Origin of the sequence: Burkholderia sp. MSMB1072, from assembly GCF_001524725.1 — a bacterium.
GTDB lineage: Bacteria > Pseudomonadota > Gammaproteobacteria > Burkholderiales > Burkholderiaceae > Burkholderia.
Map to the genome: position 1 here is coordinate 70,700 of NZ_LOYC01000033.1, position 23,053 is coordinate 93,752.

Sequence of the window (23,053 nt, forward strand, 5' to 3'; positions counted from 1 at the left end):
CCGTCGGCGGCGCCGCTACACCGTCGCCCATGCGCAATCGCGCTTCAGGTTCTCCGCGCGCAGCGGCCGCTGATACAGGTAGCCCTGCGCATACTGGATCCCGACCGCATGCAGCGCGCGATGCTGCGCTTCCGTCTCCACGCCTTCCGCGATGATCTTCAGACCATAGTGATGCGCGACGGCCGCGATTCCCTCGATCAGCCTCGCGCTGCCATGGTCCAGTTGCGAGACGAACTGTCGATCGATCTTCACGTAGTCGAACGGAAAGCGCGACAGCATGTCGAGATTGCTGTGATGCGTGCCGAAATCGTCGATCGCGAACTTCGCGCCTTTCGAACGCAGCGTCTGGAAGATCTCGGTGGTTCGCGCGTTCTTCTCGAGCAGCATGCGCTCGGTGACTTCGAGCACCAGCGTGAAGCCGGGCGGCAGCGCACGGATCGCTTCCTCGACGACGGCCACGAACCGCCCGCGCTCGAGGTCCCGAGGCGCGACGTTCACGGCGATGCGCAGCGGCGCGGACGGCGTCAGCGCGGTCAGCTCGGACACGGCGGTGCGCAGCACGAATTCTGTGACCTTCGGCAGCACGGTGCTCGATTCCACCTGCGGGATGAACACGGCCGGGCTGATGGCCCCCCACTTCGGATGGTGCCAGCGCAGCAGCGCTTCGACGCCGACCGTCCTGCGCGTCCGCACGTCGACGATCGGCTGGTACACGACATGGAATTCGTTGCGCCTGAGCGCGTGGCGCACGGCCTTCAGCAACAGCCGCCGCGGCGCCATCGCGAGCAGGTAGGCGGCCATCACGAGGCTATCGGCCAGCAGCACGATCGTCGCGCAGATCAACCGGTAGTGGCGCTGGACCTGCGACGCGTAGTGTGTCGATGCGATGACCGACACCGTGAACGGCCAGCGCTGCGAAGCGATCATGCTGCCGCCCGCGGGGCCTGCGTCCGTTTCCGGCGTGAACTTCCCGTGCTGATCGAGACGGCCCGAACCCGCGATCGACAGCATGGCCGTTGCCGCTTCATTGCCGGTGCCCTGGGCGAGCGCGTCGGCCACGTAGTCGCCTTCGATCAGGTACAGGACGCCCGCGCCGCGCGCGGTGGCGCGAAACGCGGACAGCACCGGAATGTCGTGCTGGAACGGCGTCTGGCGCAGCAGCGTGACGACCGTCGAGCCCGGGTCGGGTTCGCGTGCATAGGCGGCGAGCGGCAGGTCGATCGAACCGAGCGCCGACGAGCACATGACGCGCCCGTCGTTCACCAGCGCGACCGCACGCAGGTAGCGCAGGCGAGTGCCCACTTCGGCCAGCGTTCGGAACACCGTCGCACAGGGCCGCCCGACGAGTGCGGTCAGCTCGTCCGCGTGCCGAAGGCGAACGCCGTCCAGGATGCGGTCCACGGAGGTGATGATGTCGTTTGCCACGACGCGCTCATGCGCGGTGACGGCCTCGCGCGCGTAGCGGTCGGCCAGCACGATCGCGAACGCGGGCACGAGCACGCAAATGATTGCCGCGGCGAGAAACACGATGCGCGGCCACGCGTCGCGGCGGTGGAAAAGGGGCTTCGAGCCGGGCGTGAGTGCCCACAGTCCCGCGGTTGCCTTTGGTGTTGTACGCATGGCGTGGCAAGTCGAACCGGTCGATGTGCAAACCGCGCGCATGCCGCATGCCTGATTCGGGCCCTGCGGCTCGCGCCGGCTTCGGGGCGCCGGTCGATTCGGCCGTCGCGACGGGCATCGGCACGAGCCTGTCGCGATCGGCCATTTATCCGGCAGCATTCCGTAATAACATGCGCACATCCCGCATGTATATCGACGCAGCGTACCGAAAAAAGCCCCGGCCGCACAGTGTGTGCAGCCGGGACGAAAGACACCGTCTCTTGGCACGAGGATGGTGCGCGGCAAGTATAAGATGCGGCGCGCCATTGCGAAATATTGTTGTTTAAATATTGATGCGATTTCGCGATTGTGTCTCAAAAAGAAACATTTTCATGCGGCGCCGTTGTCGGCTGTCTGCAGCCGAGGCGTCAAACCGGAGCGTTGCGATGGAAGAAAATACCGCGCCTGCGGTCATCGTGACCGATGGCGCCGCCGCGGCGGACGGCGGTTCGCCGTGGATCCGGATTTCGGTGGACGGAGAGGCTCCGCCACTATTCGCTCGTTCGCGTGCTTGCGTCGTGCACGGCGTGCTGTCGAACGAAGAACGGCGGGAATTGCGAGTGCCGCTGGAGCGCATTGCCGACCCCGCGATGTGGGCCGGCATCGTCGGCACGTTCATCCAGGTGCTGAAGCGTCCCGACGCGTCATGAACGATGCGGTGCCGGCGGCGATTCAGATTCAGAAATCGTTGCGCATTTTGTGGAGCAGGCCGCTGGGCGACTGGTGCGTGTCCACGGCGGTGAGGACATCGGTCAGGAACCACGGCAGGTTCAGTTGCGTGTCGGAATCGCCGACGCATACGCGGATCGGCGGCGCATGGGCGGATGAACCGGCGGCCTGCGCGGTGTCCCGCGACGGCACGCAATTCTTTGCGTATGCGTGAGTCGGGGCCGCCAAGGCGGCCCCGGATGGCGCACCGGCGATAGCCGGCACGCCAATGGCGGCAAACAGGGTCAGGGCGGCAAGCGCGACGCGCTTCATGAGTTTCTCCGGCGATGCTCGTTCGACCGGGCAAGCCGCCGCGAGTTCGTCGGCGCGAGATGCCGGCCGGCCGCACCGCTGCCGGCTGCGCTACTGCGCATCACATCACTGATACCCGTAACACTGCTTCAGCCCCGCGTAGTCGTAGAAGTGGCTGCCCGGCGCGATCTTCGCGCCGTCGCACGCGGCCTGGAAATCCGTCTCGCGCTCGTTGTACAGCATCTTCACGATGAGCCGCGACCCGTTGCGATAGACGTCCCACTGCATGTTCGCGGCCATCGGCGACACCTGGTCGCCGCGCCACGGGTTGTTCGCATACGTGTACGTCTGTGCCTGCGGCGTCGGCACGAACACGTTCTTCAGGTTCATGATCGACGCGAACGGAATCACGATCTCCGCATGCGTGAAGCGCAGCTTCGCGGCGTGCGTGAGGTCCCCGCGCGCGATCGCGTCGACTTCGCCGAAGAAGTCGTCCTGCAGCACCTTCGCCATCCGGTACGTCACCGGGTTCGCTTCCTGGATGCCGGGCCCTTTCTGGTAGTAGTCCTCGGCATCCTGCAGATACGCGAGATACTGCGCCTGCCCGGCGCCGATGTACTTCTCCATCGTGACGCCACCGGTTTCCGCGGTCATCGCGGGCGCAACCTGCAGCAGGTTGTACAGCACGTTCACCGCGTCGACGGCGGTCGCGATCTTCGTCTTGCCGTCGCCCTTCAGCGTGTTGGTGAACTTGCCGTCCGTCGACGTGAATGCATAGGTGCCGGTGTTCGCGAACGTGTAGCCGTCGGAGCCGAGCTTCGCGATGAAGGCCGGCGACACGAGCGCGGACAGCACCGTTTGCGCGACGTCGGCCGCCTGCGGCGCGGCCTTGATCGCCTTCAGCTTCGCGGCCACCGTCGCGTCGTTTGCATAGGTCTGGTACGCCTGGCTCGCCTGATAGGTCGCGTAGTACGGATCGTTCGTGTCGGTCACGAGATCGGTGGCCGGCTTCAGCGAGTGGAAATACAGCAGGAAGCGGTTGGTGCCGGCCGGCTGTGCGACCGGTGCGCTCGCCAGATAGCCGGCCGGCGCGGCCGGCAGCGTGATGGCCGGCGCCAGCGCCGGCTGCGCGGCGACGAGCGCCGCCGAGAAATACGTCGAACTGTCGACCGCGCGATCCTGGCCCGAGTTGACGACGACCACCTGCCGGTTGCCCGCGGCGAACAGCGTGGGCAGCCGCTGCGCGAGACGCGCGGCGAGTTGCTGATGTTCGCGGATGCCGGTTTGAGTCAGGTTGCCGTATCCGGGCGTCGAGATGCCCTGCACGCCGTAGCCGAGCAGCGCATTGGCCTTCATCATCGCGTACGTGTCGGCCTTGAGCTGCGCGCCGAGCGCGGTCAGCGCACCGTCGGCCTCGGCCTTGACCAGCATCGCGTAGATCGCGCCGTCGTACTTGAAGCCCGACAGCCCGCGCGAGCCGTGACGTGCGACGAGTTCGGTATAGACCGGCGCGTAGCCGGCCGGCGGCGCTTCGTACGTCGCGGCGTCCTGCTGCGGGCGGTACGGCGTCTTCGTCTGGTAGTAGGTCGCGGGTGCCGGGGACGGCGCCGGCTGAGGCTGCGGTGCGGGCGCCGTGCCGTTGTTGTCGGCCGACGTGGCGGGCGGCGTCGAGTCATCCCCGCCGCAGGCGGCGAGCAACAGGCAGGCAATCGTGAGGGCGGCGGCGGTGCGGGTCGGGCGTGTCATCGTGGCGGGCAACGGACGGGACGATGCGCATGCGCGTCGTCCCGTCTCCGGGGGGAATGTGGTCGAGCCCCGAAGTGTTGCAAGCGACTTTGACAGCAGAATGTCAGGATGCGGTCGGGCAATCGTCGGATTGCCGCCGGATCGGCGATGATGGCCGGCTCGGGCCGGCCCGTGTGCGGGCGTTCAGTGCAGCCCGGCCGATGCGATCGAGCGCACCGTATCGGTGATGTTCACACAGCGCGACAACCCGAAATGCTCGGCTTCGCGGCGTTCCGGTTCGCTGCTCGCGATCCCGACCGCGCGCTCCCGCGGCACGCCGAGCGCCTGCAACGCGACATCGAACGGATGCTGATTCGATCCGGAGTCCTGTTGATCGGTGTCCGTGACGACGACCGAGAAGCGGTCGAGGTTCGCGCGGCCGAACTGGCCTTCGAACATGTCGTTGAGCCGCGCGGCCGGCAGTGTCGTGACGAGACCGAGTCGATATCCCTCTTCCGATGCCCGGTCCAGCCACTGGATGATCGCGTCGCGTTGATGGCGCGACTCGCGCGAATCCGGCGTTGCTTCGATCTGCGCGAATGCTGCGTCGAGACGGGTGACGATGGCTTCGATGACCACGGTGATTCCTTTTCAGAAACGTGATGATCCGTTCGCCGACGGGAATGCCACACACCTTAGCGTCGATCCGGAAAACGCGACCAATCAATATTTATAGCCGACTCATACGTTCAGACTAATGAGTGGGTGACAAGCCAGAGCGGGCGCGGGATACGCGTCGCACGGCATTTCGCGCATGAAGTGCATCGTATCGACGGCCTTCGATGTGATGCACCGGCGTGGCGCACATTCCGGCTGAATCGCGCATATCCATATAGGAAAACGGCATATCGGACGATGCTTGCCCGATATGCCGTGCTGCGATGTTGCGTGCGAACAGCGGCGATCAATGCAGCTTGATCGACGGCTCGTTGCGGCTTTGCAGCCAGTGGCTCAGCGACTGGAACAGCGCGCGCTTCATGCCGACCACGCTGAACAGGTGCTTGCGATACAGGAACTTGTACAGCCCGATCGCCGCCAGCCCGTCGACGATCAGCGAGCGTGAGCGCATGCCGATATCCGCCTGATACACGGCGCCCGCATGCCCGAGCGACACGACCGTGCCCGCGTCGCGGAACGTGAAGCCGGCCACCGGCTTGCCGGCGACGCGGCGCGCGAATGCGTCGACCAGATACACGGCCTGCTGGTATGCGACTTGCGCACGCGGCGGCAGGAACCCGCCTGCACCGGTCGACGGGCACGCGGCGCAGTCGCCGAACGCATACACGTGCGGATCGTCGGGCGTCTGCAGCGTGTCGGTCACGATCACCTGATTCGACCGGTTGAGCGCGATGTCGCCGATGTCCCGCAGCATCGCGGGGCCCGCGACGCCGGCCGCCCAGATCGTGATGTCGCTCGCGAGCCGTTCGCCGGTCGCGGTCGTCACGGCATCCGCGCCGACTTCCGCCACGCGCGTGTCGGTCAGCACGTCGACGTTCAGCGCGCGAAGCTGCGCGTGCATCTTGCCGGACAGCCGTTCGTCGAGCGCCGGCAGGATGCGCGGGCCGCCTTCGATCAGCCGGATGTGCACGTCGCGCGCGGACACCAGCGCCTTGAAGCGGTACGTCGTCAGTTGCTGGACCGCATGCCGCAGCGCGGCGGCCAGCTCGACGCCCGTCGCGCCCGCACCGATCACGTTGATGCAGATCGGCGCGCCGCGCCGTGCCGGCTGCTGCTCGGCCAGGTGATTCGCCTTCGTGCAGGCAGCAAGGAACTTGCGGCGGAAATCCTCGGCCTGTTCGAGGTTTTCGAGCGGCAGCGCATGGTGCTCGGCGCCCGGCACGTTGAAGAAGTTCGTCACGCTGCCGACCGCCAGCACGAGATCGTCATAGTCGAGCACGCGTTGCGGCAGGATTTCCGTGCCGTCCGCATCCTGCACGGCCGCGATCGTCGCCGTGCGTGCCGCGCGATCGACCCGCTGCAGCGCGCCCTGCACGAAGCGGAAGCCGTGGCGCTTCGCCTGCGCCGCGTATTCGATCGTGTGGGAAGCCGGATCGCGATGGCCCGATGCGGCTTCGTGCAGCAGCGGCTTCCAGAAGTGCGTCGGATAGCGGTCGACGAGCACGACGTCGGCCTGCCCGCGGCGTCCGACCGTATCGCCGAGACGCGTCGCGAGCTGCAGGCCGCCGGCGCCGCCGCCGACGATCACGATGCGCGGCAGACGCGGTGCGCGGTCCGTTGCAAGGTTGGGCGTGATGTTGTCCATGTTGGGCTCCCGCTGAATGACGATTCGGATGACATTGCTCAGGAACCGACGATATAGTTTCGAACCCACTCGAACAATTTAATGTTTATAAGCGACTCATATGTATTCACTTATAGGAAAGACCGCGACGTTCCGGCAGTTGAAGGCGCTGGACATGATTGCGCGGCTCGGCAGCGTGTCGCGCGCGGCCGAGGAACTGAACCTGACGCAGCCGGCCGTGTCGCTGCAGGTTCGGCTGCTCGAGGAGGCCGTGGGCGCCGCGTTGTTGCAGCGAGTGGGGCGTGGCGTGCAACTGACCGCGGCCGGCGAGATCGTGGCGCGCTACGCGCGCGAGATCCTGCATCTGTGGAGCGAGGCCGGCGACGAAGTGGCCGCGCTGACGGGCGATCTCGGCGGCACGCTGCGGATCGGCGCGATCACGACGGCCGAGTACCTGATCCCGCCGCTGCTCGTCAAATTCACCGCGACGCGTCCGCACGTGAAGACGTATTTCAAGGTCGGTAATCGAGACGACATCATCCGCATGCTCGCGACGCATGAAATCGATCTCGCGGTGATGGGCAGCGCCCCGAAGGAGTTGCGTACGCATGCGGTCGAGTTCGCGAAGCACCCGATGGTGTTCGTCGCGGCGCCCGGCCATCCGTTGATGCGGCGCAAGCGCGTCGCGCTGAAGGATCTCGAATCCGCGCACCTGCTCGTGCGCGAACGCGGCGCCGGCACGCGCTCGACCGTCGAGAGCCTGTTCAAGAACGCGGGCCACCGCTTTCATGTGGGCTCCGAACTGTCGAGCAACGAGGCGATCAAGCAGATGGCCGAAGCGGGGCTCGGCGTCGCGTTCCTGTCGTTGCACGCGTGTGCGCTCGAACTGCGCACGGGGCTGCTCGGGCAACTGCCGTTCCCCGGCAACCCGATCGAGCGCGAATGGTATGTGGTGACGCTCGCCGACCGGCGCATCTCGCAGGTGACGGGGCTGTTTCGCGACTTCCTGATCAAGCAGGGCGCGCCGGTGATCGACGGCGCGACGGTGGCGCCGCACGAGCGGCGGCGCAAGTAGGCGGGGTGTCGACCGGCCGGTCAGACGAGCCCGAAATCGTCGTTGCTGTCGGGAATCGACGCGAGAAGCCGTTCGAGCCGGTACCAGCCGACGATGCGCAGGCACCACGCGGCGATGGCGGTGCGGCCGTGACGGGCGTGGGGGCCGGATGAAGGGCGGGCGGCGCAGCGCGAGCGCGCGATGAACGCCGCGCGTTGCGGGCAGTAATGGGGCATGACGGGCTCCGTGGGTGTCGGACGAGCCGATCGTAAGCGGCGCGGCGCCCGTCGGCGCGCACGCAAGGATCGTCCCGAGCAGAAACGGATGATCTTTTTCTGCTGGATTCGGAGACGGCCGGGCAGGGCCGGCACGCCGGCGCGAAACGCGTCACAATGCGCATTCGGCACCCGATCTCGTGGAGACCATCGATGAGCGATCCGATTCTTGCCGCGCCGACGGACAACGGCGTCCCGGTCAGCCTGCGCTCCAGCCGCGGGCTCGGCTGGCACGGCTTCGGCGCGTCGCTGCTGGAGATCCGCGCGGGCACGTACCGGATTCCGGCAGCCGAGCATCACCGGATCGGCGTGCATATCGGCGCGCCGGTGCGGGCGGATTGCGTATGCGACGGCGAGCGCGTGTCGCGTATCCAGGCGCACGGCGACGTCGACGTGATTCCGGCCGGCCTGCCGGGCCAGTGGACCGACAGCGCCGACTGCCGGATCCTGCACATCGCGCTCAGCGACACCTTCGTGCGGCGCACGGTCGAGCAGCTCGAACTGAAGCCGTCGCACGCGCAGATTCGCCGGCGGCTGCAGGTGCGCGACCCGCGGCTGCAGCACATCGCATGGGCGATGGCCGCCGAACTCGAAGCGGAAGACGCATCGGATCCGCTCTACGCGGAAAGTCTGTGCACGGCGCTCGTCGCGCGGCTGGTCGACGGCCAGCCGGCGTTTCGCGAACGCCGGCGCACGCTGGCGCCGAAGGCCGCGGCACGCGTGATCGACTATGTCGAAGCGAATCTCGACCGGCGCATGACACTGGCCGAGCTCGCGGCGCTCGTGTCGATCAGCGTGCCGCATTTCAAGGTGCTGTTCCGCGAAACGCTCGGGATGCCCGTGCACCAGTACGTCGTGCGGCGCCGGGTGGAGCGTGCGAAGGCGCTGCTGCTCGAAGGCCGGCTCAGCATCAGCCAGATCGCGCTGGAAGCCGGGTTTGCGCATCAGAGTCACATGGCGAACTGGATGAACCGCGTGCTCGGCGCGACGCCGACCGAGATTGCGCGGTCGGGCGCGCGGGGCGGGTTGCGGCTGGCTTATGACGGTGAGGACGGGGGCAGGGACGCATAACGAAACAGCGGTGCACGGGCGTTGCATTTGATTCGACGGCAATTGTCCAACAAACAGGGTGTTGGACAATTGCCGCGCTCGCTTCTCCGGCGCCCACGAGCGCTGTTGAAGCGCGACGCGTCGGATGTGAGCGGCTGTTCGTTTGAGGTGTGTTGTTCCTCTTGATCGGCACATCGCCCGACCCGAAGCGATCGGTGTCACATCGAGCAGCCGCATGGCCACGGCCGTTCATCCCGTCATCCTTTCCTGCTCGATTCATCCCTCCCTGCGCGCCACTCGGGCCGCGTATGCCGACAATCACAGCACTTTCACCCATCAGGAGCGAATCGTGTTCGTGATCTTCGGAGCATCCGGCAACGTCGGCCTATCGACTGTGACGACCTTGCGCAACGCAGGCCATTCCGTGCGCGCGGTGCTGCGCGACGCACGTCATCGTGAACGGTTCGCGCAGCTCGGCTGCGATGTCGCGATCGCGGACTTGACCGACGCGCACGCGATCGCCGCGGCGATCGACGGCGCGCAGGCCGTGCAGATGCTGTGCCCGGTGCCGGCCGCCGATCCCGACCCGGCCGCGACGATGGCGCGGACGATCGACGTCGCGACCGCCGCGCTCGCGGCGAATCCGCCGCCCGCGCTGCTCGCGTTGTCGGACTACGGCGCGGAGCTTGAAGGCAATACGGGTATCACGCGTCTGTTCCATGACTTCGAGGAACGGCTGAAGACGATTCCGACGCAATTGACGCTGCTGCGGTCGGCCGAGCATCTGCAGAACTGGGCGCGCGTGCTGCCGGTCGCGCTGGGCACCGGCGTGCTGCCGAGCTTCCACCATCCGGTCGGCAAGGTGTTTCCGACGGTCTGGGCGCCCGACGTGGGCGTCGTCGCGGCGCGGCTGCTGCTCGATGCGCCGGAGGGCGGCAGCGGGCCGCGCATCGTCAGCGTCGAAGGGCCGCGGCGGGTGAGCGTGACGGCGATCGCGGATATGTTGGGCGCGGCGGCGGGCCGCGCGATCGTCGCGCACGAGCTGCCGCGCGACACGTGGAGCGCGACGCTGCTGCGCGCCGGGCTCGGCGAACGCCATGCGCAGCTGATCGTCGATCTGTACGACGTGCACAACGCGGGGCGGATCGACGTCGAGGCCGACGTGTCGGAGCGGGCCTACGGTACGACGCCGCCGGAAGAGGCCCTCGCGCAACTGGTGCGCCGGCATGCACGTTGAGTGAAGCGGCGGTGCGCGGCGCGTATCACGCAGGCCGCCGCACCCTGTTCAACACCGCATACGCCACCGATCCGATCACGATGCCCCAGAACGCGGACCCGAGCCCGAGCCACGTCATCCCCGACGCGGTCGCGAGGAACGTGATCATCGACGCTTCGCGGTGGTTTTCGTCCTCGAAGATCCCGTGCACGTTCGCGCTGATCGCGCCGATCAGCGCGAGCCCCGCCAGAATCGCGACGAACGCCTTCGGCAGTGCGAAGAACACCGTGACGATCGTGCCCGCGAAGAGCCCGCCGATCAGGTAGAACACGCCGTTCGCGAGCCCGGCGACATACCGTCGGTCCGCATCCTCGTGCGCGTCCTTGCCGGTGCACAGCGCCGCGGTAATCGCCGCGACGACGATCGTGATCCCGCCGAAGCACGCGACGACCAGCGACATCACGCTGGTCGCGGTAATGATCGGTCGCGCCGGCGTGTGATAGCCGGACACGCGCAAAATCGTCATCCCGGGCAGGAACTGGCCGGTGAGGCTGACCACGACAAGCGGCAGCGCCAGGCTGAGCGTCGTGCCGAGCGTCCATTCGGGCGCGATGAAGATCGGCCGCGCGAGGCTCGGCGACACGTTGCCGAGATGCGTCATCCCGAGCAGCGTCGCGAGCGCGGCGCCCGTCAGCAGCACGAGCACGATGCTGTAGCGCGGCAGCAGGCGCTTGAAGATCACGTAGGCCGCGATCATCCCGAACGCGAGCGCGGGTTGCTCCGACGCGGCCGAGAACGCATGCATGCCGAACGGCAGCAGGATGCCGGCCATCATCCCGCAGGCGATGCCCCGCGGGATGTGGCGCACCAGCCGGTCGAAATAGCCGGAGACGCCGATCGCCAGGATGATCAGCGCGGCCGTGATGTACGCGCCGACGGCCTGGTTGAGCGTCAGTTGCGGAAACAGACCGACGAGCAGCGCGGTGCCGGGCGCCGACCACGCGGTGACGACCGGCACCTTCAGCTTCCAGCTGGCGACGAGGCCCGACACGCCCGCACCGATCGAGATCGCCCAGACCCACGACGACACCATGTCGTTGGACGCATGCGCGGCCTGCGATGCCTGGAAGAAGATCGCGAGCGGGCCTGCATACGAAATCAGGACCGCGAGAAAACCCGCGGTGATCGCGGAAACGGACCAGTCGTTGCCGATCGTGCGGATCGCGCCGGGTGGGGTGTTCGGTTGCATCGTCGTCGGGGAATGCGGCGCGCGGCCGTGCGGCTGAACCGGGGCGAATGATTGTTGGAAGCCCCGGATGAGCCGCCATTCTGGGCATTGCCGACGCAATTGGCAATTCGCGGGCGACGAGCGGCGTCGTCGGTGTTTTGTAAGGATTGGCGAGAAAGCCCGGAGGAGGATCGGCAGCGCGTGCCGGACGACGTCACGTGCTGATCTGCAACACCTTGTCGATCACCGCCACTTTCACGCCGCTGCCCGTCGACAGCGATGCCGTGCCCTCGTCGAACGGATGCACGGGCGGATCGGTCGGCGTCCACGCATGGCGTGCGAACAACTCGCGATACCCGCCGCGGATCACGAAGCCGCCGCATTTGCGCGCGTATGCGTCGCGCCGCATCCGGTACGCGCGCGGCAGGTCGTACCACGGCAGCTTCGGCAGGTCGTGATGGACGAGGTGGTAGTTGTTGTTCAGGTACAGCAGCCGCATCGCGAACCCGGCTTCGTTGATCGTGATGCGCGCCTTCGGATGCGGTGCGGCGCGATGCTCGTACAGCGAGCGGATCATAGCGAGCGACAGCGCGGGCCACGTGACGGCCAGCAGGTAGTACCACCACGGCACGCCGATCGCCCATTGCAGCCACGCGAGCAGCGCGATCACGCAGGCAACGTGAGTCAACCACATCGGCAGATAACGGAAGTCGCCGCGCCGGAACGCGGCGAACGCATCGCCGAACGTCGCGGCGATGGCCAGCGGCGGCCCGACGACGATTCGTCCGACGAAAGTCTTGCGCGCGACCGTCAGCGCCCGGCGCCAGCGTGGCAGCCGCGCCCAGCGTTCGCGTGTCACGTAGTTCGTTTCGGGATCGATGCCCGGCACGGTCAGGTCTTCGTCGCGGTGATGGTCGAGGTGCGTGTCGCGATACAGCGTGTACGGATACCAGACGGTCAGCGGCGGATAGCCGAGCAGCTTGTTCACGAACGCGTAACGCGTCGGATGGCCGTGCAGCAGTTCGTGCTGCAGCGACAGGTGCCACGCGCCGAGCAGGATCAGCGGCGGCGTCGCGGCGGCGAGCGACAGGTTTCCGTCGCGCACGAGCAGCAGCACGGCGAGCCAGCCGCCGTAGATGACGACGACCAGCAGCCAGGTCGGCCACTCGGTGCGGGCGGTGAAGCGGGCGTCGAGCGCGGCGATCGCGCGTGCGTGGTCGACGTCGAAGTATTCGGCCATGGCGTTGAGGCGGGATGGATCGGGCAGTGCGGGGAACGAGTGATGGAACCGGGGCGCTCGGCCCGGGTGCGCTGGTGTCTCGCGGATCACGGTCGACCTGACCGGCATCGCGTACGGTGGCGGCGCCGACAGGCATTCGAACGGTACCGGGGCGGGGCGGCAACGCCAACCAATCGATTCGTATTTGCTTATCGTGCCGGCGCCGATAAGCATCGGGGCCGCCGCCGATGCGTAGAATGTCCGCATGAAGCCCTGGATCGCAGTCCTGCCGATGTACAACGTGACGCCGCACCACACGACACCGTGGCGCGCGCTGCTGCGCGACGCGCTCGATGCGTTCGCGAACGTGGGCGGGCCCGCCGACGTCGCGCTACCCGACGCGCCGTTCGACGACCTGCATGCACTGTGGCGGCGCGACGATTTGCTGCTGTCGCAGACCTGCGGCTACCCGTACCGGATGCTTGGCCTGCGCGATGCCGTGCGATTGATCGCGACGCCGGTGTTCGACGCGCACGGTTGCGACGGTGCGCGCTACAGCAGCGTGCTGGTCGTGTCGGCGCGCGCGCATGCGGGCGGCGCGACGACGCTCGCCGCATGCCGCGGGTTGCGGGCCGGCTTCAACGGCGAGGATTCACACAGCGGGATGAATGCATTCCGGCACGCGATCGCGCTGCATGCGCACGACGGCCGGTTTTTCGGCTCGGTCACGCCGTTCGGTTCGCACCTGAACGTGCTGCGTGCACTGGCATCGGGAGAGGCAGATTGCGCGGCGATCGACTGCGTGACGTTCGCGTATGTGCGCGACGCGCTACCCGATCTGCTGAAGGACATCCGGATCGTCGGCATGACGGCATCCGCGCCGGGATTGCCGTTCATCGCATCGCGGGCGCTGGCGGACACGCAGGTCGGCGCGTTGCAGGATGCGCTCGATCGCGCGGTCGCCGCCGATGCGGAGCGCGCGCGCGTGCTGAGGCTGAAGGGATTCGACCGGCTGTCGCCGGCCGACTACGACACGATTGCGCGGTTCGAGCGGGAAGCCGCCGCGCACGGCTATCCCGAACTCGCGTGACGCACGGAGCGCGGCGGTACCGCGACCGCACGCGCCGCGGCCCGCTTACTCCTCGTCCATCAATCGGACCTTGACCCGCTTGCCCTTGATTTTCCCGGCATTGAGCTTGCGCAGCGCGTCGCGCGCGACGCCGCGCTCGATCGCGACATAGGTCGAGAACTCGGTCACGTTGATCTTGCCGATCTGCTTGCCGTCGAACCCGGCGTCGCCGGTCAGTGCGCCGAGCACGTCGCCCGGACGAATCTTGTCCTTGCGCCCGCCGAGGATCTGCAGCGTTTCCATCGGCGGCAGCAGCACGCTGTCGTCCGCCGGCGTCAGTTCGGCGAGCGGATGCCATTCGACGTCGCGCTTCTGCGCCTGTTCGATCGCGCCGACGCGGCCCATCTCGTCCATGCTCGCGAGGCTCAGCGCCCAGCCGTCCTGATCCGCGCGGCCCGTGCGACCGATGCGGTGTACGTGCACTTCGGGGTCGGGCGTCACGTCGACGTTGATCACCGCTTCGAGCTGCGCGATGTCGAGCCCGCGCGCGGCGACGTCGGTCGCGACCAGCACCGAGCAACTGCGGTTCGCGAACTGGATCAGCACCTGGTCGCGCTCGCGCTGATCGAGCTCGCCGTGCAGCGCGAGCGCGTGGAAGCCCTGCGCGTGCAGCACGTCGAGCAGGTCGCGGCACTGCTGCTTGGTGTTGCAGAACGCGATCGTGCTCACCGGCCGGTAGTGGTTCAGCAACTGGCCGACCGCATGCAGCCGCTCGTCCTCGGTTACTTCATAGAAGCGCTGGCGGATCTTGCTGTCGTCGTGGCGTTCCGCGAGCTTGATTTCCTTCGGATTGCGCAGGAACTGCTGGCTCAGCTTCGCGATGCCGTCCGGATAGGTCGCGGAGAACAGCAGCGTCTGGCGCGTCGTCGGGCACATCCGCGCGACCTTCGCGATGTCGTCGAAGAAGCCCATGTCGAGCATCCGGTCGGCTTCGTCGAGCACCAGCGTATTCAGCGCGTCGAGCTTCAGGTTGCCGCGATCGAGGTGGTCCATGATGCGCCCGGGCGTGCCGACGACGATATGCGCACCGTGCTCGAGGCTTTGCGCCTGCGGACGCATCGGCGTGCCGCCGCACAGCGTCAGCACCTTCACGTTTTCCTCGCCGCGCGCGAGGCGGCGCACTTCCTGCGCGACCTGGTCGGCGAGCTCGCGTGTCGGGCACAGGATCATCGCCTGCACGTCGAAACGGCGCGCATCGAGGCGCGCGAGCAGCGCGAGCGAGAACGCGGCGGTCTTGCCGCTGCCCGTCTTCGCCTGCGCGATCAGGTCCTGGCCGGCCAGCGCGACCGGCAGGCTGGCGGCCTGGATCGGCGTCATGTCGACATAGCCGAGCTGCGCGAGGTTCGCGAGCGTGGCGGGCGTCAGCGGCAGCGCGCTGAACGGCGTGGCGGTCGGTTGGGTCAAGACAGGTCTCCGAGGTAGGGGCGGCCTTCCATCTGCTCGTAGACGACGTTGCCTTCGTCGTCCTCGAAGCGTTCGAGATAGTTGCGGGCGCCGCACAGCGGGCAGCGGAACAGCAGCCCCTGGCCCTCGTCCTTGATGACGACGTCGGACTGCTCCCACTGCGTGCCGCAGCTCTGGTTTCGGCAGGTAAACACGGTCTTTCTCCAGCTGAATTCGGTTGTGCGCCCTTTGCGGGCGCGGGCGTCGCACGGCCACGGCGGTCGCGTGCACCCGCGGGAGCGGGGCGGTGCGGACGGTGGCGTAAGGGTGCGACGCTGCGGGTGATGGATCGGGAGGGCGATTCGGGATCGCGCGTGCCGCAATTCTAGCGGATACCGCGCGCCACGCCGGGCCGGATGCGGCGGAACGGGCGCAATCGGTCGATTTCGCCCGGGTGTCGCGGCCGTGCGGCCGGTGGCGCGCACCGGCCGCCGGGCGCTGACGCAAAAACGGCCACCCTCCCGGATGGCCGTGGATCGCCGCCTGCCTCCCCATGCTCCGGGGCGAGAGGATGTTCGCCTTTCAGGCGAAACGGGCCCGAACGGGCAACGGTCGCCCGTCGGGTTCGCGTGGCGTGTCGCGGTTCGGCGCGTTACAGCGCCATGTCGGCCGACGCCTTCGCCGGGCGGGCCGGCGCGGCACCGGCGCCGGACGGAGCCGGCGCGCTCAGGTCGATCTTCGGCGGCGGCGCGAGCTGCAGCACGTCGCTCGTGTAGGTCCATTCCTCGATGACCTTCGCCGGGCTGTCGTTCAGCTTGGTACCGTAGCTCGGCACGATCTGGCGGATCTTCTGCTGCCACTCGGGCGTCGCGACCTTGTCCTTGAACACCTTCTTCATCAGGTTCAGCATGATCGGCGCGGCGGTCGATGCGCCCGGCGACGCGCCGAGCAGGCCCGCGATGCTGCCGTCCTGCGAGCTGACGATTTCGGTGCCGAGCTTCAACACGCCACCCTTGACCGGGTCGCGCTTGATGATCTGCACGCGCTGGCCGGCCTGCCACAGGCGCCAGTCTTCCTTCTTCGCGTTCGGGAAGTACTCCTTCAGTGCGTTGAAGCGGTCGTCGTCGGACAGCATCAGCTGGCCGGCGAGGTACTGCACCAGCGGGAATTCGTCGACGCCCACGCGCATCATCGGCGCGACGTTGTGCAGGTTGGTGCTTTTCGCGAGGTCGAAGTACGAGCCGTTCTTCAGGAACTTGGTCGAGAACGTCGCGAACGGCCCGAACAGGATGATCTTCTTGCCGTCGATGATCCGCGTGTCGAGGTGCGGCACCGACATCGGCGGAGAGCCGACCGACGCCTTGCCGTACGCCTTCGCGAGATGCTGCTTCACGACCTCGGGGTTGTCGGTCACGAGGAACGAGCCGCCGACCGGGAACGCGCCGTAGTCCTTCGCTTCGGGGATGCCAGACGCCTGCAGCAGATGCAGCGCACCGCCGCCCGCGCCGATGAACACGAATTTCGCGTCGACCGCTTGCGGCGGTTCGTCCGAGTGCAGCTTGACCCACGACACGTGCCACGTGCCGTCGGCGTTGCGCGTGATCTCGCGTACTTCGCTCGACAGCGACAGCGTGAAATTCGGCTGCGTTTTCAGGTAGCCGACGAACTGGCGCGTGATCTCGCCGAAGTTCACGTCGGTGCCGATCGGCGTCCACGTCGCGGCCACCTTCTGGTTGCGATCGCGGCCTTCCATCATCAGCGGCACCCACTGCTTGATCTGGTCGTAGTCTTCCGAATACTGCATCCCACGGAACAGCGGGCTGGCCTGCAGCGCTTCGTAGCGTTTCTTCAGGAAGCGGACGTTGTCGTCGCCCCAGACGAAGCTCATGTGCGGCGTCGAGTTGATGAACGAATGCGGGTTCTTCAGCACGCCCTGTTTCACCTGCCACGCCCAGAACTGACGCGAAATCTGGAACGACTCGTTGATCTCGATCGCCTTCGAGATGTCGATCTTGCCGTCCGCCTTCTCCGGCGTGTAGTTCAGCTCCGCGAGCGCCGAGTGGCCGGTGCCGGCGTTGTTCCAGCCGTTCGAGCTTTCCAGCGCGACGCCGTCGAGGCGCTCGACCATCGTCATTGACCAGTCGGGCTGGAGTTCGTGCAGCCAGACGCCGAGCGTCGAGCTCATGATGCCGCCGCCCACCAGCAGGACGTCGACCTTCTTCGTGTCGGCGGCGTGCACTGACGATGTCGCGACGCACAGCGCGAGCGCCGACAGTATTACCCGTAACGTTTTGATCACAGCAGATCCTTTTTTCAACTTGGACGCATCGGTTTGCCATGCCGCCCGGCGCGCGGTTCCGTTACGCCGAAACACGGGTCCGGAGATCCGGACCGCGAATCCGGAACTCCGGATCGACGCGGCGCGCCGTTGCATTTGCGCACGTGAAGCCGTTCGGAAGGACACCTTCGGATCGTCTTCCCGCGAGCCGGCAAGCGCGCGCGTCGCGACGATGCGCCGCACCTCCGGGCCTTGGCGGCAAGCCTGAGCGGACGGCGCTCCAGGCTGCGTTGAAAGCGGCCGCGTGCGACGCGTTTTGCAGGGGCGGGATGGCAAGGGGCGCGTAATATAACCGAACTCGGACAACGTGTCGCAGACGCTGAATATCCCTGTTTTTGTGGGGTTTTTCGTGCGTCCGGGTTTCCGGAATGGCGGGGCGGGAAAGCGAAGTTTCGCGGGAAGCGCAGGGGCGTCGTGCGGCCAACGTCAACGCTTCGCCGGCGAGGCCGACCGGCTGTGGCGCGCGCTGGCTGAAGGGAAGCGCGAGCGGCGGACTGGAGCCGGATCGTGACCGGCGCGCGCGGCTACGATGGAGAGCGGGTCGAATCCATCTTTGCGCAAATTACTGGATGTGGCGAGTGCCAGTTCCATGGGTGGGGCCGGTTGACGTGCCGTCGCCTCCCCTTCCGCCCGCGTCGCTTCGAGCGAAACGAGTCGGAACGGCTGAACGAAACCTGACGTTCGTCGCAGCCTCGGTTTTCCTTCGACTGACGTTCAAGAAATCAATTCGAGGTGCTTTCTGCCGTTCGGCACAGCATCGACGACAAGTCGCCGGTCGAAGCTCGCGAGCTTGCCGCCGTGCGCGCGAGCGAGCGCGAGCAGATACGTGTCGGTCAGCTGCGCAGAGGACAACAAGCGAGTCGCATCGACGCGTTCTGCGTCGAGCAAGCTCACATCGTCCGGCCAGAAACTATGGCCTGCGTGGCCCCGCAGTTGCGCGACGAGCGGTGCAACGGATACCGGCGAACCCATCGTATTCGGATATTTTGGATGACCGATGATCCGAAGAACGCCGTTCTCGGTCAGTGGGCATGTGGCCCAGCTAGCGTATCCGACGCGACCGAACCATGCATGCGCGGATTCGTGCTGAACGTGCGAAGGGTCCAGCAATGCAATAAGAACATTGACGTCGAGAAGGTAGGTGATCAAAGCGAATCGTCACGAAGTTGATTAACAGTATCAAGCGTGACCGGGTGGGCTGACGACGAGACCGGCATCAGAGGTAACCCGTTGCGGCTCGTCTGGTTGGCCGGCGTTCGCTGCAATGCGGCGCGAGCGAGTTCGGAAATGACCTTGCCGATACTTGTACCCGGCCTTGCACGTTCCCGGGCGAATGCGAGGACGTCGTCATCGATATCGATCGTGGTACGCATGAGGTGGTTCTCCCGTTCAGCATCAAACATCACTCATTTTACTACGAGCTCATCAAACATCAAGCATCAATCATCAAGAGGCTCCGAAGGATGGCAGCGCCTTTGATTTATCGGAAATTCGACCCGGGTATTCAATCAAGTATTTGATTTTACGGAAATTATTGTGCGACCCATACCGCGGGTGATCGATCCGGTTCTGCATGCTGGCGCTGCGTCGAGGTACGAAATGACCGGCGCAAGAACCCGTGCTATCTGTAACGGGTGCGTATGCCGACCTGATGCACCGGATCCGCACCTTTGAGAGGGGCGGCCAGCCGCAGGGGCGCCTGCAATCGCGTTCAGGCTACCGCATCCGCGTAACGACGCCAGAAGCAGCGACATCGGGACGGATACGTTCGTCCTCACGCCGCAGGGCAAGCTGAAGCACGGCGCGATCTCTGTGTTCACGTACAAGAGTGGCACGAAGGCGCTGCTCGACATCGTCGGGATGTAACGCGGGCGCGCCGGTATCGCGCGCCAGATGGAAGCGGAGACCTCAGGCCGCGATATCGGCGAACACGTCGCGGTCGACTACACCGGGCACGAGGCGCGGCTGCCGCAGCCATTCGAACGCGAGCTCGACGATGAGCGGCGTCGGCCGGCTGCAGTGCAGCGACCCGAGCGATTCACGGTCGATCCACGCGCAATGCGCGATTTCGTTCGCCGGCTGCGCGGTTGCAGCCGGATCGATCTCGGCGAGAAACACGTGATGCAGCTTATGCGTGCCCGCGATCCGGAACAAGTAGCGCGCGTTGCCGCACGCGAGCCCGGTTTCCTCCTGCAATTCGCGCCGCGCGGCGTCGCGCAGCGATTCGCCGTCGTGCGGCTTGCCGCCGGGCAGCGCCCAGCGGGCATTCAACCGGGCGACCAGAAGGATCCGGTCGCCGCGTCGACAAAGGACGGTGGCGCGTTCTTTCATTTTGGTTTCCTGATTGCATGCCCGCGTCGAACGGCGGACAAAAAGACGCCGCCCGCGAAGGGCGGCAAGGTAAGGACAGGTTCGCTACTGCGTGCCGGACGAGATGACCGTTTCGTCCGGCACGGCCATTGTCGCGAGACGATGTCGCGCAGTGAATCAGACGGGTCCGATTCGAAGGCGGATGGGCGGAAACTCGACCCAGGGCGGTTGCGTACCGCGACGCGGCGATCGCCGCCGTGGTCGTGATGGCGGCGGGGCGCTCCGGGCGCGCCCGCCGCCGCGGCGATTACACGCGTCGGACGCGCGTGCTGTCCGCACGACGCTCCGCGTCGTGCACGATGTGCAGCTCCCGCGTGCGGATCGGCAGCGCGCACTTCGCATCGGCGAGCGTCTTGCGCACCTGGCGCGCGAGGCGCCAGCGCATCGCCCAGAAGTTGTCGGTATGCGTCCACACGCGCATGTTCGCGACGGCCGTGCTGTCGTCGAAGCGCATCACCATCACGTCCGGCGCCGGGTCCTGCAGCACGTCGGGATCGGCCACAGCCAGCGCGTGCAGCGCATCGAGCGCGCGATCGATATCGTCATGCACGGACACTTCCACTTCGAGATCGAGGCGGCGCGTCGGGTTGCGCGTGTAGTTGCGAATCGCGCTGCCCCACAGCGCGCTGTTCGGCACGTATTCGCAGATGCCGTCCGGTTTCGTCAGGCGCGTCATGAACAGCCCGACCTCGTCGACGGTGCCGGCCACACCGGCGCCGCCGTCGATGTAATCGCCCACCTTGAACGGACGCAGCAACAACAGCATGATGCCGGCCGCGATGTTCTGCATCGTGCCTTGCAGCGCGAGCCCGATCGCGAGGCCTGCCGCGCCGAGCACCGCGACGATGCTCGCGGTTTCGATGCCGAGTTGCGACAGCGCGCCGACCATCGCGACGATGCGGATACCCCATACGGCGACGTCGCAGAGGATCGGGCGCAGCGTGTCGTCGACGCGCTCCTTGTTCGAGAGCAGCCGGTTCAGCCAGTTGCCGATGCGCTTCGACAGCCACCAGCCGGCGACGAGCAGCGCCAGCGCGGCGCAGAGTTTGATGGAGAGCGTGGACAGAGCGTTCCACAGGAACGTCCAGCGTTCCGGGTGAAGTTGATCGAGAGACATGAACGGATTCCGGTTGGGTGAAACGATGTGCGGCGCGCATGAGCGTGCGCAGGCAGCGTTCGACCATGCACGGCGCGCGATGGTTCGCACGCGTGTGTGAGGGCGGCGTCGTCGCCGTGTCGGATGAAGGGCGCATCCGGATTTCGTTACAGTACTAAACGATGTTCCATAAAAATAGGATTGGTCCTATTTGCCCGTTTCAAGCCGCCCGATACACTCGATTTCATGTTGCCGGATCGCGACGCCTGTTCCTCCGCGATACCCGGTTTTCCCGAATTTTCATTGATAGCGAGTGACGACGTCATGCGGTTCGACCTGCGTTCCCGTCTCGCACGCGAACAAGGTCGATTCGTCCGATGCGGCGTCGTGCGTTTCCCGATGTACCGCGCGCTGTTGCGCGGCGTCATCGCGGCAGCTTGCGTGGCCGGCGCTCAGAGCGCGCCAGCCCAGGCCGCTCACGATGTCGCCCCCTTCGCATTCGCGACGGCGGAAACGGCCGATCTTGTCGACGTGCCTTTCTTCAATTCCGCGCGCACGACGTGGGGCGACCTGCGTGTATCGGCGGCGCCGCTCGACGTCGCGTATGCGTCGCGTGCGTTGAACGTGTCGGCAGACGCGGAGCGCGACGATCCGGTGGCGCGCTTCGGCGCCTGCGTTGCGTATCGCGTGCTGTGCGAGATCGCACGCGGTGCGGTCGAACGCGACTATGCGTCGCGGTTCGATTACGGGCTGGCGTCGGCGTTGCCCGTGACGAGCGCGCAGTCGGCGTTTGCGCACGGTCCCGTCGATCTGGCATCCGCCGAGCCGTTCACGCTCGCGCAGCCGGATCGCGGCACGCGCGCCGGCGCAATTGTCGGCAGCCTGCACGCGTCGCTGGCGCGCGCCGATCTGCCGGCCGGCGCCGCCGCGCAGATCGTCCGCATGCTGGCCGGGCGCGTCGATCCGAAGCAGCGCGCCGCGCATGGCGACACTTTCCGCGTGGCATTCGAGCCCGACCACGACGCAACGCGGCCGGGCCGCGTACGCGTGACGGCGCTCGACATCCGCTTTCGCGGGCAGCACGTCGCGGCCGTGTGGTTTGTCCCGCAGGCCGGTTCGACCGGCGCCTATTACGACCTCGGCGGCATGCCGATCGCCGGCGCGCACTTCGCGATGCCGGTCGCCGCGACGCGCATCAGCTCGCGATTCGGCACGCGCGTGCATCCGGTGCGCGGTGCGCGTCACGTGCATTCAGGTGTCGATCTCGCGGCGCCGGCGGGTCGCGCCGTCCATGCGTCGGCGCATGGCGTCGTGACGTTCATCGGCACCGAGCCGCGCGGCTACGGCAAGTACGTGGTGATTCGGCATGACGGCGGCTACGCGTCGTACTACGCGCACCTGTCGGCGTTCGAGCCTGCGTTGCGTGTCGGCTCGCGCGTCGCGCGCGGGCAGCGTGTCGGTGCGGTCGGCAGCACGGGAACGGCGACCGGCCCGCATCTGCACTTCGAAGTGCGCCGGCATACCCACCTCGTCGATCCGATCGAACTCGTGCACGCAGCCAACGCGGCGAAACTGACGGGCGCGCAGCGCGTGGTGTTCAACCGCGTGGCCCGTGACGCACGTACGCAACTGGCGTCGGCCGCATTCGCGCAGCCGGTTGCGATGTCGACGCCTTCGGCGCCGCATGCCGGCTGATTGCCGGCCATCGTCGGTAACGTCGGGCCAATATCGCCACATGGGGAATGGGCCCGATACGCACCGTTCCGTCGTTGTCGCACTCGAGCGCGCGGGACGGTACCGCGCGCGCTCCCGCTCCAGCCGGACTGGTCCTACACGCGGCCGGCAAATTCAGCCCGGTCTGATGGTCTCGCGTTTACCCCGTCGCTAAGATTTTCGTATGCATCGCGTGTAGCGATTTCCGCAGCGGATCGTCGCTACACGTCCATACCTCAATCGACTCGATCGTGGGCGCCCGATGGCGCCCGTGAGCGCGGCCACGCGCTTCATGCATCGACGCCCGCGCTATGCGAAACCCGGCGCGGCACGCAC

21 protein-coding genes are annotated in these 23,053 nt (G+C 66.8%); 6 read left to right on the forward strand and 15 right to left on the reverse strand.

From position 1 onward, the window contains the following. Nucleotides 1-15: 15 nt before the first annotated feature. A complete protein-coding gene (locus WS89_RS17235) occupies nt 16-1,620 on the reverse strand; it encodes an EAL domain-containing protein (RefSeq protein WP_059792201.1) in 1,605 nt (534 codons plus the stop codon). Nucleotides 1,621-2,045: 425 nt separating this feature from the next. Here WS89_RS17235 and WS89_RS17240 point away from each other — a divergent pair, with 425 nt between their 5' ends. After that, on the forward strand, nt 2,046-2,309 hold the full coding sequence (locus tag WS89_RS17240) for a hypothetical protein (protein ID WP_059792203.1): 264 nt from the start codon (nt 2,046-2,048) through the stop codon (nt 2,307-2,309). A 28-nt stretch (nt 2,310-2,337) separates the two neighbouring features. Here WS89_RS17240 and WS89_RS17245 read toward each other — a convergent pair whose 3' ends face one another. From WS89_RS17245 to WS89_RS17260, 4 genes are all read right to left on the reverse strand, one after another. Continuing rightward, entirely contained in the window at nt 2,338-2,640 is a 303-nt protein-coding gene (locus WS89_RS17245) for a hypothetical protein (protein ID WP_059792204.1), read from the reverse strand. A gap of 105 nt (nt 2,641-2,745) precedes the next feature. Next, nucleotides 2,746-4,365 (reverse strand): histidine-type phosphatase, encoded by a 1,620-nt coding sequence (locus WS89_RS17250; RefSeq protein ID WP_059792206.1) that lies wholly within the window; start codon nt 4,363-4,365, stop codon nt 2,746-2,748. Between the two features lie 183 nt (nt 4,366-4,548). Then, complete coding sequence (locus WS89_RS17255) at nt 4,549-4,983, reverse strand: phosphatase (protein WP_059792209.1); 435 nt, start codon at nt 4,981-4,983, stop codon at nt 4,549-4,551. 325 nt (nt 4,984-5,308) lie between these two features. Further along, entirely contained in the window at nt 5,309-6,667 is a 1,359-nt protein-coding gene (locus tag WS89_RS17260) for an NAD(P)/FAD-dependent oxidoreductase (protein WP_059792211.1), read from the reverse strand. A 100-nt stretch (nt 6,668-6,767) separates the two neighbouring features. On the opposite strand from WS89_RS17260, the gene WS89_RS17265 reads away from it, so the two are divergent. Beyond that, entirely contained in the window at nt 6,768-7,721 is a 954-nt protein-coding gene (locus WS89_RS17265; RefSeq protein ID WP_059503689.1) for a LysR family transcriptional regulator, read from the forward strand. 20 nt (nt 7,722-7,741) lie between these two features. Here WS89_RS17265 and WS89_RS17270 read toward each other — a convergent pair whose 3' ends face one another. After that, a complete protein-coding gene (locus tag WS89_RS17270; protein ID WP_059792213.1) occupies nt 7,742-7,936 on the reverse strand; it encodes a hypothetical protein in 195 nt (64 codons plus the stop codon). A 192-nt stretch (nt 7,937-8,128) separates the two neighbouring features. On the opposite strand from WS89_RS17270, the gene WS89_RS17275 reads away from it, so the two are divergent. Next, a complete protein-coding gene (locus WS89_RS17275; RefSeq protein ID WP_059792215.1) occupies nt 8,129-9,046 on the forward strand; it encodes an AraC family transcriptional regulator in 918 nt (305 codons plus the stop codon). A gap of 328 nt (nt 9,047-9,374) precedes the next feature. Then, nucleotides 9,375-10,262: an NAD(P)H-binding protein gene (locus WS89_RS17280; protein ID WP_059792217.1), complete on the forward strand. Its 888-nt coding sequence runs from the start codon at nt 9,375-9,377 to the stop codon at nt 10,260-10,262. Between the two features lie 25 nt (nt 10,263-10,287). On the opposite strand, the gene WS89_RS17285 is transcribed toward WS89_RS17280, so the two are convergent. Together WS89_RS17285 and WS89_RS17290 are read right to left on the reverse strand one after the other, a co-directional pair. After that, nucleotides 10,288-11,490 carry a benzoate/H(+) symporter BenE family transporter gene (locus tag WS89_RS17285; protein WP_059792219.1) on the reverse strand — a complete coding sequence of 401 codons (1,203 nt, stop codon included), beginning with the start codon at nt 11,488-11,490 and terminating at the stop codon, nt 10,288-10,290. Between the two features lie 193 nt (nt 11,491-11,683). Next, entirely contained in the window at nt 11,684-12,709 is a 1,026-nt protein-coding gene (locus WS89_RS17290; RefSeq protein WP_059792221.1) for a fatty acid desaturase, read from the reverse strand. Between the two features lie 244 nt (nt 12,710-12,953). Here WS89_RS17290 and WS89_RS17295 point away from each other — a divergent pair, with 244 nt between their 5' ends. Next, nucleotides 12,954-13,778, forward strand: a complete 825-nt coding sequence (locus WS89_RS17295) for a phosphate/phosphite/phosphonate ABC transporter substrate-binding protein (protein ID WP_059792223.1) — start codon at nt 12,954-12,956, stop codon at nt 13,776-13,778. A 45-nt stretch (nt 13,779-13,823) separates the two neighbouring features. Here WS89_RS17295 and dbpA read toward each other — a convergent pair whose 3' ends face one another. The 7 genes from dbpA to WS89_RS17325 all read right to left on the reverse strand — a co-directional run bounded on the left by dbpA (nt 13,824) and on the right by WS89_RS17325 (nt 21,025). Then, nucleotides 13,824-15,221, reverse strand: a complete 1,398-nt coding sequence (gene dbpA / locus WS89_RS17300) for an ATP-dependent RNA helicase DbpA (protein ID WP_059792225.1) — start codon at nt 15,219-15,221, stop codon at nt 13,824-13,826. Next, on the reverse strand, nt 15,218-15,415 hold the full coding sequence (locus WS89_RS17305) for a hypothetical protein (protein WP_006483193.1): 198 nt from the start codon (nt 15,413-15,415) through the stop codon (nt 15,218-15,220). Before WS89_RS17305 ends, dbpA begins: the two co-directional genes overlap by 4 nt. Nucleotides 15,416-15,852: 437 nt before the next feature. Beyond that, on the reverse strand, nt 15,853-17,499 hold the full coding sequence (gene mqo / locus WS89_RS17310) for a malate dehydrogenase (quinone) (protein ID WP_059792227.1): 1,647 nt from the start codon (nt 17,497-17,499) through the stop codon (nt 15,853-15,855). A gap of 753 nt (nt 17,500-18,252) precedes the next feature. Beyond that, nucleotides 18,253-18,687 carry a TA system VapC family ribonuclease toxin gene (locus WS89_RS17315; protein WP_218921300.1) on the reverse strand — a complete coding sequence of 145 codons (435 nt, stop codon included), beginning with the start codon at nt 18,685-18,687 and terminating at the stop codon, nt 18,253-18,255. Continuing rightward, complete coding sequence (locus WS89_RS32615; protein ID WP_027781942.1) at nt 18,684-18,911, reverse strand: DUF2191 domain-containing protein; 228 nt, start codon at nt 18,909-18,911, stop codon at nt 18,684-18,686. The genes WS89_RS17315 and WS89_RS32615 overlap by 4 nt, the downstream gene beginning before the upstream one ends. A 535-nt stretch (nt 18,912-19,446) precedes the next feature. Beyond that, nucleotides 19,447-19,869 carry an NUDIX hydrolase gene (locus tag WS89_RS17320; protein WP_059792229.1) on the reverse strand — a complete coding sequence of 141 codons (423 nt, stop codon included), beginning with the start codon at nt 19,867-19,869 and terminating at the stop codon, nt 19,447-19,449. A 286-nt stretch (nt 19,870-20,155) separates the two neighbouring features. Further along, nucleotides 20,156-21,025: a mechanosensitive ion channel family protein gene (locus tag WS89_RS17325; protein WP_059792231.1), complete on the reverse strand. Its 870-nt coding sequence runs from the start codon at nt 21,023-21,025 to the stop codon at nt 20,156-20,158. Between the two features lie 303 nt (nt 21,026-21,328). Between WS89_RS17325 and WS89_RS17330 the strand changes: the two genes are divergently transcribed. Beyond that, nucleotides 21,329-22,699 (forward strand): M23 family metallopeptidase, encoded by a 1,371-nt coding sequence (locus tag WS89_RS17330; RefSeq protein ID WP_059792233.1) that lies wholly within the window; start codon nt 21,329-21,331, stop codon nt 22,697-22,699. Nucleotides 22,700-23,053 lie beyond the last annotated feature (354 nt).